At 60.9% G+C, this 12,292-nt stretch carries 11 protein-coding genes; 5 read left to right on the top strand and 6 right to left on the bottom strand.

Annotated elements, in window-relative coordinates; genetic code table 11:
• The first annotated feature begins 10 nt into the window (after positions 1-10).
• On the top strand, positions 11-694 hold the full coding sequence (locus tag RCCGE510_RS00495; protein ID WP_007626171.1) for an ABC transporter ATP-binding protein: 684 nt from the start codon (positions 11-13) through the stop codon (positions 692-694).
• Positions 695-762: 68 nt separating this feature from the next.
• Here the strand turns inward: RCCGE510_RS00495 and RCCGE510_RS00490 are convergent, their stop codons facing one another.
• Positions 763-1,227, bottom strand: a complete 465-nt coding sequence (locus tag RCCGE510_RS00490) for a DUF5680 domain-containing protein (protein ID WP_007626170.1) — start codon at positions 1,225-1,227, stop codon at positions 763-765.
• Positions 1,228-1,662: 435 nt separating this feature from the next.
• Between RCCGE510_RS00490 and dnaE the strand changes: the two genes are divergently transcribed.
• Positions 1,663-5,160, top strand: coding sequence for a DNA polymerase III subunit alpha (dnaE, locus tag RCCGE510_RS00485; RefSeq protein WP_007626169.1), 3,498 nt, complete (start codon positions 1,663-1,665; stop codon positions 5,158-5,160).
• Positions 5,161-5,203: 43 nt separating this feature from the next.
• On the opposite strand, the gene RCCGE510_RS00480 is transcribed toward dnaE, so the two are convergent.
• Positions 5,204-6,460, bottom strand: a complete 1,257-nt coding sequence (locus RCCGE510_RS00480; protein ID WP_007626168.1) for a L,D-transpeptidase family protein — start codon at positions 6,458-6,460, stop codon at positions 5,204-5,206.
• Positions 6,461-6,550: 90 nt separating this feature from the next.
• On the bottom strand, positions 6,551-7,843 hold the full coding sequence (locus RCCGE510_RS00475; RefSeq protein WP_037077468.1) for a DNA polymerase IV: 1,293 nt from the start codon (positions 7,841-7,843) through the stop codon (positions 6,551-6,553).
• Between the two features lie 75 nt (positions 7,844-7,918).
• On the opposite strand from RCCGE510_RS00475, the gene RCCGE510_RS00470 reads away from it, so the two are divergent.
• The gene (locus tag RCCGE510_RS00470) at positions 7,919-8,506 is read left to right on the top strand and encodes a GNAT family N-acetyltransferase (RefSeq protein ID WP_007626165.1); all 588 of its coding nucleotides are present in this window, start codon (positions 7,919-7,921) and stop codon (positions 8,504-8,506) included.
• Here the strand turns inward: RCCGE510_RS00470 and RCCGE510_RS00465 are convergent.
• Together RCCGE510_RS00465 and RCCGE510_RS00460 are read right to left on the bottom strand one after the other, a co-directional pair.
• The gene (locus RCCGE510_RS00465) at positions 8,481-9,158 is read right to left on the bottom strand and encodes a hypothetical protein (RefSeq protein WP_007626164.1); all 678 of its coding nucleotides are present in this window, start codon (positions 9,156-9,158) and stop codon (positions 8,481-8,483) included. The genes RCCGE510_RS00470 and RCCGE510_RS00465 overlap by 26 nt on opposite strands.
• Positions 9,159-9,160: 2 nt before the next feature.
• Positions 9,161-9,469 (bottom strand): DUF3572 domain-containing protein, encoded by a 309-nt coding sequence (locus RCCGE510_RS00460; RefSeq protein ID WP_007626163.1) that lies wholly within the window; start codon positions 9,467-9,469, stop codon positions 9,161-9,163.
• Positions 9,470-9,601: 132 nt separating this feature from the next.
• Between RCCGE510_RS00460 and RCCGE510_RS00455 the strand changes: the two genes are divergently transcribed.
• Complete coding sequence (locus RCCGE510_RS00455) at positions 9,602-9,973, top strand: response regulator (protein WP_003547430.1); 372 nt, start codon at positions 9,602-9,604, stop codon at positions 9,971-9,973.
• Between the two features lie 18 nt (positions 9,974-9,991).
• A complete protein-coding gene (locus tag RCCGE510_RS00450) occupies positions 9,992-11,365 on the top strand; it encodes a PleD family two-component system response regulator (protein ID WP_007626162.1) in 1,374 nt (457 codons plus the stop codon).
• A 744-nt stretch (positions 11,366-12,109) separates the two neighbouring features.
• Here the strand turns inward: RCCGE510_RS00450 and rpmG are convergent.
• On the bottom strand, positions 12,110-12,277 hold the full coding sequence (gene rpmG / locus RCCGE510_RS00445) for a 50S ribosomal protein L33 (protein WP_007626161.1): 168 nt from the start codon (positions 12,275-12,277) through the stop codon (positions 12,110-12,112).
• Positions 12,278-12,292: the final 15 nt, after the last annotated feature.

Here is a 12,292-nt window from a genome sequence, read left to right as displayed (position 1 = left end):
TGCCGCCTTCATGAAACGCAACGTCGTTCTCAAGCTTACGGGGGTCGAGCGCCATTACGGGCAACGCGATACGCTGCTCCCGATCCTGAAGGGTGCGGATTTCTCGCTGTCGAAAGGCGAGATCGTCGCTCTCGTCGCTCCCTCCGGCACCGGCAAGTCGACGCTGCTGCATCTGGCTGGCCTCTTGGAACATCCCGATGGCGGTGAAGTCATCATCAACGGCCATGCTTGCGACGGCCTTTCAGACGAAAAACGCACCGCGATCCGCCGCAGCGAGATCGGCTTCGTCTACCAATTCCACCACTTGCTGCCGGAATTTTCCGCACTCGAGAACATCATGATGCCGCAGCTGATCGCCGGGCTGTCCTGGAAGGAAGCCGGCGAGCGGGCCGGCCAGCTTCTCGACTATATGCGCATCGGCCATCGTGGCGCCCATCGCCCTGGCGAGCTTTCCGGCGGCGAGCAGCAGCGCGTCGCGATCGCCCGCGCCGTCGCCAATGCGCCGAGCTTGCTTCTTGCCGACGAGCCGACCGGCAATCTCGACCCGGAAACGGCAAGTTACGTCTTCGACGCGCTGGAGGCGCTGGTGCGCCAGTCCGGCCTTGCCGCCCTCATCGCCACCCACAATCACGAACTCGCTCGCCGCATGGATCGGCGCGTGACCATTTCCGATGGCAAAATCGTCGATTTCTAGAGCATGTCGCCCCGACGTGTGCAGCGGTTCCGGGATAATGCCGTAGAAACAAAAATCTAAGGCAGCGATTACGGGATGATTAGCCCGCCACGATAATCGAGCATATAGGCCTCCCGGCTGTCGACCATGATGCGTTCATGGCCGCTGAACCGCTCGCAACCGCCTTCGCTGCGGTCGAGATAGCGGCCGAGTGGATGATCGAATTCCATCCCGCCGAGAAAACGCCCCTGCCGATACATGGCTGACAGTGCCGCCTTGATCACCGCTCCGGCGGCAGCGCCGTCGATGAGATCTGGTGCGACGATCCAACCGAAATAGTTCATCACCCAGACGGGCTCGCCGGCAAACCAGACCACCTCCTGTCCGGCGAAATCGGTGCCGCCGAAATAGCTGTCGAGATAGCGCCAGTCGCCGCGCTCATAGCCGATATCGTGGGCACCCGGCCGGCAGGGCGGGCGCGGCACGCCGCCGCCGACATAGGTCGCAGCCTTCGCCTCTACGACGAATTCGTTCAGCATTGCAATGTCGAACATGTCGTTCTCCTCTCGGCCGGATGCTGGCAAATATGCCGCGGCATGTAAAGAACAAAAAGGGAACACAAGTCGGAAATATGCGGCTCGCCTTGAGAGAGGTCGCCCGTCTGCCTCTACCGAATCGCAATGCGCGTTCGGCATTTTCTAACGCAAGAAAGAAGGAAAAGATTCCTGTTGACAACAGAACAAACATCGAACAAATTAAAAACATAACGAGTAACGGAGAGCCAAATGACTGACATGATCCGTGATATCGCAGCATTCACCTCCATCGCAATGTTCGTTGCCAGCTTCTCGCTCATCGTCATGGCGATCTAAAGTTTTCAGGGGACCGCATGGCAATCATGCGGTCCGGACGCGGGACTTCTTCTGGACATCGTCGCTCTCTATGCCGACAATGCGTCCGATTCATTCGGGTGATTGGGAAGGCATGACATGGCGGATACGGCAAAGGGTTCAACGGCTGAGGTGACCGGCGGCACGCCGGGCTTCATCCACCTGAGGGTCCACTCCGCCTATTCGCTTCTCGAAGGCGCCTTGCCGCTGAAGAAGATCCTTTACAAGGCGACCGGCGACAGCCAGCCGGCGATCGCCGTTACCGACACCAACAATCTGTTCATCGCGCTGGAATTCTCGCAGAAGGCGATGGAGGAGGGCCTGCAGCCGATCATCGGCTGCCAGGTCTCGATCGACATGGAAGACGGGCTGGAAACGGAAAAGCGCGGCGGCCAGCAGGCTCTGGTCAAGCTGCCGTCGATCGTTCTTCTCGCCGCTACCGATGCCGGTTACGAACGGCTCGTCGATCTCGTCAGCCGCGCCTATCTCGGCGGCGAAAGCAACCAGGCCGTTCATGTCAAAGCCTCCTGGCTGGAGGAGGCCGGTACGGAAGGGCTGATCGCCTTGACCGGCGCCCTGACCGGGCCCGTCGACGTGGCGATCAAGGATGGCCATCCCGCCCAGGCGGAAGTCCGGCTGCTCGCGCTGAAGCGTCTCTTCGGCGATCGGCTCTATGTCGAGCTGCAGCGGCACGGAACCTACAACAAGCGGCACGAGCAGAAGATCGTCGAGCTCGCCTATATCAACGACCTGCCGCTGGTTGCGACCAACGAGGCCTTCTTTCCGACACGCGACGATTACGATGCCCATGATGCGCTGATGGCGGTCGCCCACAATGCGATCGTCTCCGACGACAGCCGCTTTCGCCTGACCCCGGACCATTATCTGAAGAGCCGGGCCGAGATGACCAAGCTCTTCGCCGATCTGCCCGAAGCGCTGGAAAACACCATCGAGATCGCCAAGCGTTGCTCCTTCGTGCTGAAGACGCGAAAGCCGATCCTGCCGCGCTTCACCGGGGCGACCGACGATGCCGAGGAGGCCGAACGCGCCGAGGCGAGCGAACTGCGCCGCCAGGCAGTCGAAGGGCTGGACATGCGGCTTTCGACGCTCGGCATGTCGCCGGGTTACGAGGAAAAAGAATATCGCGAGCGACTGGACTTCGAACTCGGCGTCATCGAACGCATGGGTTTTCCCGGTTACTTCCTGATCGTTGCCGACTTCATCAAATGGGCCAAGCAGCAAGACATTCCGGTCGGTCCCGGCCGCGGTTCGGGCGCCGGTTCGCTGGTCGCCTACGCCTTGACGATCACCGACGTCGATCCGCTGCGGTTTTCGCTGCTCTTCGAACGCTTCCTCAATCCGGAACGCGTTTCGATGCCGGACTTCGACATCGACTTCTGCCAGGACCGCCGCGAAGAGGTGATCCGCTACGTCCAGGCCAAGTATGGCCGCGAACAGGTGGCGCAGATCATCACCTTCGGTTCGCTGCAGGCGCGCGCCGCCCTGCGCGACGTCGGCCGCGTGCTGGAAATGCCCTACGGTCAGGTCGACAGGATCTGCAAACTCGTGCCGAACAATCCGGCCAATCCGACGCCGCTGTCCAAAGCGATCGAGGAGGAGCCGAAGCTGCAGGAAGAGGCGGCCAAGGAGCCGGTCGTCGCCCGCCTGCTCGACATTGCCCAGAAGATCGAGGGGCTTTACCGCCATGCCTCGACGCATGCCGCCGGCATCGTCATCGGCGACCGCCCGCTTTCCAAACTGGTGCCGATGTATCGCGATCCGCGCTCGGACATGCCGGTCACCCAGTTCAACATGAAGTGGGTGGAGCAGGCCGGCCTGGTCAAATTCGACTTTCTCGGCCTGAAGACGCTGACGGTGCTGAAGGTCGCGGTCGATTTCGTCGCCAAGCTCGGCGTTAAGGTCGATCTCGCGGCCATTCCTCTCGACGACAAGAAGACCTACGAGATGCTGTCGCGCGGCGAGACGGTCGGCGTGTTCCAGGTGGAAAGTGCCGGCATGCGCAAGGCGCTGATCGGCATGAAGCCGGACTGCATCGAGGACATTATCGCCCTGGTGGCGCTCTACCGTCCGGGCCCGATGGAAAACATCCCGACCTACAATGCCCGCAAGCACGGCGAAGAAGAGCTGGAATCGATCCATCCGATGATCGACCACCTGCTCAAGGAAACCCAAGGGGTCATCGTCTACCAGGAACAGGTGATGCAGATCGCTCAGGTCCTGTCCGGCTACTCGCTCGGAGAAGCCGACCTTCTGCGCCGCGCCATGGGCAAGAAGATCAAGGCCGAGATGGACCAGCAGCGCGAACGCTTCGTCGTCGGCGCGGTCAAGAACGGCGTATCGAAGCCGCAGGCCGACAATATCTTCGAACTGCTGGCGAAGTTCGCCAATTACGGCTTCAACAAATCGCATGCCGCCGCCTACGCCATCGTCTCCTACCAGACGGCCTATATGAAAGCGCATCATCCGGTCGAATTCCTCGCCGCCTCGATGACGCTCGATATGTCCAACACCGAAAAGGTCAACGATTTCCGCCAGGATGCCAAGCGCCTCGGTATCGAGGTGATCGCACCCTCGGTGCAGACCTCCTTCCGCCATTTCCAGACCGGCGACAACCGCATCTATTATGCGCTCGCCGCTCTCAAGGGTGTTGGCGAATCCGCCGTCGACCATATCGTCGAGGTGCGTGGCGACAGGCCTTTTGCCGGCATCGAAGATTTCTGCCTGCGCATCGACCCGCGCCAGGTCAATCGCCGTGTGCTCGAAAGCCTGATCTTTGCCGGCGCCTTCGATTGTTTCGGCGCCGACCGCGCTCAGCTTTCGGCCGGCCTCGACCGTATCCTCGGTTATGCCCAGCGTGCCCAGGAAAACAAGCTGAGCGGCCAGTCGGATATTTTCGGTAGCACCCTGACCTCGGGGCCTGAAAAGATCTCCCTGCCGCCGTTTTCGCCCTGGCTTGCCTCCGAGCGGCTGCTCAAGGAATTCCAGGTGCTGGGATTCTACCTCACAGCCCACCCGCTCGATTCCTACAACAACCTCCTGCAGAAGATGCGGGTGCAGACCTTTACCGAGTTTTCCCAAGCGATCAAACAGGGCGCCTTCAATGCGCGGCTCGCCGGCACCGTCATTTCGAAGCAGGAGCGCAAGACCCGCACCGGCAACAAGATGGGCATCATCGTCTTTTCCGATTCTTCCGGCCAGTTCGAGGCGGTGCTGTTTTCGGAAATGCTCAACCAGTATCGCGACGTGCTGGAGTCGGGGAAATCCTTCGTGTTGACCGCGACCGGTGAGGAGCGGCCGGAGGGCATCGGCCTGCGCATCCAGACGATCCAGTCGCTGGAGGAAAAGTCGCTGCAGATGCAGAAGGCACTGCGCGTCTATATCAGAGATTCCGGGCCACTGAAGATGGTCGCCGGCCATCTGAACGCCAAGGGCGACGGTCTGGTTTCCTTCATCGTCATCAAGGAGGAGGGCAAACGCGAGGTGGAAGTGGCGCTGGCGGAGAAATACCGCATCACTCCGGAGATCGCCGCCGCTCTTCGCGCCGCTCCCGGTGTCGTCGATGTCGAGCTTGTTTGATCAACCCGGGTGATCGTGATCACCCACCGCGGGGTGATCGGGATCAACCACGGGTGATGGTGATGAAATCCGTGCCTTCGCCGGTCTCCCGGCCAAGACCGGTATCGGAGATCGTCAGGGTCGAGCCGGGCGCGATCAGCGCGTCGATCCTGCGGCGGGTCTCCTCCGGGATCGTGATGCGGGTGAGCGACCGGGCAATCGGCCTGCCGGTGACGATCGAGCTTTCCTGATTGGTGATGCCGAGCCGCTTCATCGTCTCGCGGGCGAGATTGTTCTCAAGCGTGATGCCGAGCCAGTCCGCCGTGCCGGCCGTTTCATCGACCGCATGCAGCGTGAAGAAATGCGTGCCGAGCGCCAAGCCCGGATCGGCGATGGTCACCGGCGCTTCGAAGATCGGCTTGAACGCCCGGCGCACCATGATGACGCTGTTCGGCGGTTCACCCTTGCCCGCCGCGGCATAGACTTCCCTCAGCAGCGCGTCGGAGACGAGGCTCCTGTCACCGGCAAATTCGGCCGGCCGCAGCGTCTTGAAAGTCTTGATCGCCTGCACGGTCGACGGCCCGAGCAAGCCGTCCGGATCGCCGGCGGAAAAGCCGAGCCGGTTGAGCAGGGTCTGGATGTCGATGATCGTCTCGCGCAGCGTGCGGCGGGTGATCAGCATGCTGATCGGCTCGGACGGCGGCTGGGGTTCCCGCGCGGCAAGCGGCGGCGCTGCCGGCATCGGCATTGCCGCCGTGTCGTTCATCGCCACCTGCACCGGTGTCCCCGGACTGTCGGGCATCGAAGGCCGCAGTTCGACATCCGAAAGCAGCAGCATCGGCGCCGGCGCTTCCGGATGGAAAAGCGTCGGATGGTCGATCGGTTGCGGCGCCACTTCGCCATCGCTGATGATGACGGGAATGCCGGGCTCGGTCATCCCGTAGAGCATCTTTGCAAAGGCGCCCGGCATGCGCACGCAGCCATGCGAGGCCGGATAACGCGGCACGGAATTGGATTCGTGCAGCGCAATGCCGGACCAGGTCAGCCTTTGCATAAACGGCATCGGCGCCGCCGAATAGAGATTGGATTCGTGGTATTTCTGCTTTTCGAGCACCGAGAATATGCCGCTCGGCGTCGTGTGCCCGTCCTTGCCGGTCGAGACCTTCGAGGTCGCGACGACCTCGGTGCCGTCATAGACCGCAAGCGACTGCCTGTCCTTCGAGACGATGATCTGCAGCGTGCGCGCATCTGCGGCAAGGGCAGGGTGCACGAGTGCGGTGGCCGACAGCAAGCCGAGGCCGAAGACGAGACGCGAGAACATGATACCCAACCATACGCAATACTTGCACGGCACATTATGAGACGAAGTTTAAGGAAGATTTTATAGGCGGGACCGCGGAGCCTTCACACCTCAGTAATCACGCTTGCTGCTGCCGAAGGTGTAGCCGGTCTCGACCGTATTCTTGCCGAACTTGTCGCGCAGCTTGTCCATCGCCGCTTCGGCGGCCGCTCGCCGGCCGGAGTGCCGGTCGATGAGATCGGGCGGATCGGCACGCGCAGCATCGCCGAGATCGCTGACGCCGATGCCGATCAGTCGGAACTTCGTGCCGTCAGTTTCTTTTTCGAGAAGATCGAGCCCGGTGCGGAAGATCTTGTCGGCAAGCTGGGTCGGGTCTTCGAGCTTGCGGTTGCGGGTGCGCGATTTGAAATCGGCGCTCTTCATCTTCAAGACCACGGTCTGGCCGGCAATGCCGTTTTTCTTCAGCCGCCAGGCGACCTTTTCCGAAAGATTGCGCAGGATCGGCACCAGATCGTCATAACGCCAGATGTCGTCGAAGAAGGTCGTCTCGGACGAAACGCTTTTGGCCGCATCGTTGAGATGCACTTCACGGTCGTCGATGCCGCGCGACAGCCGGGCGAGCCGCTGGCCGATGCTGCCGTAGCGGCGCATCAGGTCGTTTTCCTCCATCTGCTGCAACTGGCTGATGGTGCGGATGCCGTCTGCCTCAAGCGTCGCCGCAAAGGCCTTGCCGACGCCCCAGATCGTGGTGACGGCGCGCGGCGCCAGAAACTCGACCGCTTCCTCACGGCCGATGACGGAAAATCCGCGCGGCTTGTGCAGGTCGGAGGCAACCTTGGCAAGGAATTTGCAATAGGAAAGCCCGACCGAAACGCTGATGCCGATTTCCTTTTCGACCCGGCGGGCGAATTTGGCGAGGGTTCGCGCCGGCGGATCGTGATGCAGCCTCTCGGTGCCGTCAAGCTCGAGGAAGGCCTCGTCGATCGACAGCGGCTGCACCAGCGGCGTCAGATCCTGCATCATGGCGCGCACCTGGCGCCCGACCCGGACATATTTCTCCATGTCGGGCCGAATGACGATCGCCTCGGGACATGCTTCCAGCGCCTTGAACATCGGCATCGCCGAACGCACGCCGTGGATGCGGGCGATATAGCAGGCGGTGGAGACGACGCCGCGTTTGCCGCCGCCGATGATCACCGGCTTATCGGCAAGCTCCGGATTGTCGCGTTTTTCGACGGCCGCGTAGAAGGCGTCGCAATCGATATGCGCAAGCGTCAATGCGTAGAGCTCGCGATGGCGCACCAGACGGGGGCTGCCGCAGGACACGCAACGGCGCGCCTCGCCCTTCTGCTCGGCAAGGCAGTCGCGACAGAAGCCGGGTGTCTTGTCGGGCGCGGGCATCATCATGAGAACAAAGGTTGAACGCCGTGACATTACGCCCTAAGCTTCCGAGTCTCAAGAGAGGCGGGAGCTTTGCCTTTGGATAACGATCTTCGTTTCGAACCGGTAACGCCAGACCGCTGGGGCGACTTCGAAATCCTGTTCGGGCCGCAGGGTGCCTTCTATAATTGCTGGTGCGTCGCGCTGCGCCTGCCGCATGCGATCAGAACGAAGATGGCGACCGAGGCGCGCAAGGCGCATATGCAGGACCGGATCAAGGCGGGGCCGCCGCCGGGCATCCTCTGTTATGCTGACGGCGCGCCGGTTGCCTGGGTGCAGGTCGGGCCGCGCCACGATGTGCCGCAGTTCAATTCGCCGCGCACCGTCTCGCGGCCGCTGGAGGAGGGCGATGCGCATGATCCGTCCATCTGGGCCGTCAGTTGCTTCTTCCTCCTGCCCGGTTTGCGCGGAAAGGGAATGAGCCATCGCCTGCTTTCCGGCGCCATCGACCATGCGCGGCGCCAGGGGGCGCGGCTGCTCGAAGCCTGTCCGATCGATCACGTGAAGCAGTCGAAATCAGTCTCTCTCTGCATCGGCTCGTCGGCGATCTTCGATGCGGCCGGTTTCGAGACGGTGGCACGGCGCAAGGACGGACGTCCGCTCATGCGGCTGGAACTGCGCGCATGAGCGCGCCGGAAAGAAAATACGCCTCGATCAATTCGGCCGCATGCATCCAGTCGGTAGCGCGGGTGATGTCGGCGGCCGCCGCCGGTGCGAAACGATGGACGGGCGAATTCGGCATCAGATGAATCAGCAGGCAATCGGCGACGTGATCCCTGACGGAATGCAGATTGCGCGCCATATCATCGATGAAGACGACGGGAAGGGAGCGGCTGGCATGCAAGGCGTGAACGATCGGCCCCTTCGGCTGCTCGGTGGCAAGCAGCGGAAAAAGCAGACCCAGCCTATCGAGCAGACGGCGGCGCTGCTCCTGGAACCGCGGCTGCATAGCCGTCAGGAACAGCACGTCGGCCTCTTGCGAAAGCCGGTCGAGCGTTTCGACGACGCGGTCGAGCGGCGTCTGCCACAGCTCCTGTGCCTCGAAGAATTCCTCGATCAGTCGGCTAACCTGCGGATCCTCGATCTCCGCGCCATCCGCCTGCGATACGATGTTGCCGTGAAGCTTAAACGATCGCGGCAGAAACGCGTGCCCCCGGCTTTGAAGGAAAAGCTGGAAAGGGCCGATGAACTGCAGCACGACGTCGTCGACGTCGCAGACAATCAACGGCCGTTCGCCGAGGCGGATATGCGAGACATCGAGGTCCGGAGTGCAGGCCATGGTCAGCATTCTCCGGAACCGAGACTCGGCGAAGAGAAATGCCGCCAGGCGGCGGTGACGGTTTCCGGGCTGATGCCGCTCGCCGTGCAGAAAGCCATCGCCGTCGGTTCGTGGTTCATCAGGAAATCCATCATGCCGGCAAGGAAACCCGGGTCGTCGACGGCGCTGCGCACCTGGCCGGGCGCAACACCCGTCAGGGCGAGGAATCGGCCGAACATGTCGGGATCGTCGGCAAGCCAGCCGAGCACGGCGATCGCGGTTGCGTGCGGGTCGGCGGCCTGTTGTTTCGAAGTCTTGAAGTTGCTTTGCATTTCGAGAGTTACGTTACCTTTTCTTCAACCAAATACCGCTAGCGTGCGCTATCGGTTTCACGGAGCTATTGTCCGCATGTGCCTTTCTCATGGGACAAACCGCTGCGCGAACGGACGTAGGGACAGCTTGTCATGCCCAAACAGGTGATGATTGTAGAAGATAACGAGCTCAACATGAAGCTCTTTCGCGACCTCATCGAGGCGTCCGGATACACCACGATCCAGACCAGAAATGGCATGGAGGCGCTCGATCTGGCGCGCAAGCATCGCCCCGACCTCATCCTGATGGATATTCAGCTTCCCGAGGTCTCCGGCCTCGAAGTCACGAAATGGCTGAAGGAAGATGACGAGCTGCACGTCATTCCCGTCATTGCCGTCACGGCTTTTGCGATGAAGGGCGACGAGGAGCGGATTCGCCAGGGCGGCTGTGAGGCCTATGTTTCCAAGCCGATCTCGGTTCCGAAATTCATCGAGACGATCAAGACCTATCTGGGCGATGCCTGACGCATCGGAAAGACACCTATGACTGCGCGAATACTGGTGGTGGACGATATTCCGGCCAACGTGAAGCTGCTCGAAGCGCGGCTGCTGGCGGAGTATTTCGACGTCATGACCGCGGCCGACGGCTACACGGCGCTGGCGATCTGCGAGCGCAACCAGGTCGATCTCATCCTGCTCGATATCATGATGCCCGGCATCGATGGTTTCGAAGTCTGCGAGCGGCTGAAAGCCAGCCAGAAAACCGCGCATATTCCCGTCGTCATGGTCACCGCGCTTGACCAGCCGGCCGATCGCGTTCGCGGCCTGAAAGCTGGTGCCGACGATTTCCTCACCAAGCCGGTCAACGATCTGCAGCTGATCTCGCGGGTGAAGAGCCTGCTGCGGTTGAAGACGTTGAGCGATGAGCTGCGCATTCGCGCTGACACCGCCCATACGATAGGCATCGACGACCTCACCCGCGCGGTCGAGAGCCGCGCCGACGAGACCGCTCAGGTCCTGCTCGTCGACGGCCGCGCCAATTCGCAGGAGCGCCTTATCAGGGCGCTGAAGCCCGTTGCCGACGTGCTTGCCCTCTCCGATCCGCAGGCCGCTCTCTTCGAGGCGGCCGAAAGCGCGTTCGATCTTGTCATCGTCAACGCCAACTTCGACGATTACGATCCGCTACGCCTCTGCTCGCAGCTGCGCTCGCTGGAGCGCACGCGATTCCTGCCGATCCTGATCATCACCGAGCAGGGTGCCGACGAGATGGTCGTGCGCGCGCTCGATCTCGGCGTCAACGACTACATCATCCGCCCGGTCGATCCCAATGAGTTGGTTGCCCGCAGCCTGACGCAGATCCGCCGCAAGCGCTACAACGACCGTCTGCGCGCCAGCGTCAAGCAGACGATCGAGCTTGCGGTAACCGATCCGCTGACCGGCCTTTATAACCGGCGCTATCTCGACAATCATTTGAACGTGCTCTTCAACCGGTCAATGGCGCGCGGCCGACCGCTTTCGGTACTGATCACCGATATCGATCGCTTCAAGCAGGTAAACGACACCTACGGCCATGACGGTGGCGACGAAGTGCTGCGGGAATTTGCAAACCGTGTCCGTTCGACCATTCGCGGCGCCGATCTCGCCTGCCGCTACGGCGGGGAGGAATTTGTCGTTGTCATGCCCGACACCTCGCCTGAGATAGCCGCCGCTGTCGCCGAGCGCCTGCGCACGGCGATCGAAAGCGCCCCCTTCATGCTGAAACACGCCGGCGAGGCGCTGAACGTCACCGCGTCCTTCGGCATCGCCTCGCGTATTGCAGCGGTGCTGACCCCGGACCAGCTGATGAAGCAGGCCGATCTGGCTCTTTACGAGGCCAAGAATACCGGCCGCAACCGCGTGGTCGCCGCAGCCGCCTGACGAATCATCTGTCGCCTTATATGTCGTCTAAAGGTTTTCCACAGTGGTAAGCGAATTGTTACCGATTTTTAATACCCGCCGGCAGGGCGCGGGGTGAAAATTTGCAGCCAAATAGCCGAAAAATGGATTTCCTGCTTTGCTGGGGATGCGCCGCTGCCCGATAGTCTTGAAAGTATCTGGCCATAGCTGAAAATGAAATAGCGACTATAAAAAACGTCTCATGCCAATGAGGCGAAATAGTGTGCTGCGGCGGCGCCTCACGTAGGGAGAGGGGGTGTTCAAGTTATTGCGTTATAGTGTCGAATTTCTTCCAGGTGGCAACGAGTAGGCTTCGGCACCAAGCAGATCCGGTAAATCATTGTATGCACCAAAACTGGACTTTTAACCATAGAATCAAGTCCGCAAAAATCATCATTAAGAATTTGTTGATTTTCTTTCAGTTTTGCGCAAATTATCGGCACATAAGAGAAGCGCTCCCGTTGAGGAGTTGTCGATACCCCATGATGCTCAGGTCCGCCGCATCTCCTGGGTCGTGGGGTCGGTCGGCTAGTAGGCAAGTTATAGCGGTTCCTCGTGCCGTTTTGCATGCTGGCCGACCCCCTTTCAAGAAAACGCCGCCACTTCCCGAAGATGGAAGGGCGGCGTTTTTCTGTTTGCGCTATCATCTCTAGAGGCGATCATCCGGACAACAAAAAACGCGCAACCCGAGGGCGCGCGCTTTTTTGAAATCCTGAGATCAAGTGATTACTTGATCTTGGTTTCCTTGAACTCGACGTGCTTCCGTGCAACCGGGTCGTACTTCGTCTTCGTCATCTTGTCCGTCATCGTACGGCTGTTCTTCGTCGTGACGTAGAAGAAACCGGTGTCGGCTGTCGACAGCAGCTTGATCTTGATTGTTGTAGCCTTGGCCATGGTCGTCCTGCCTTT

Origin of the sequence: Rhizobium sp. CCGE 510, from assembly GCF_000292525.1 — a bacterium.
Classification (GTDB): Bacteria; Pseudomonadota; Alphaproteobacteria; order Rhizobiales; family Rhizobiaceae; genus Rhizobium.
This window is presented reverse-complemented; position numbering and strand designations above follow the sequence as displayed.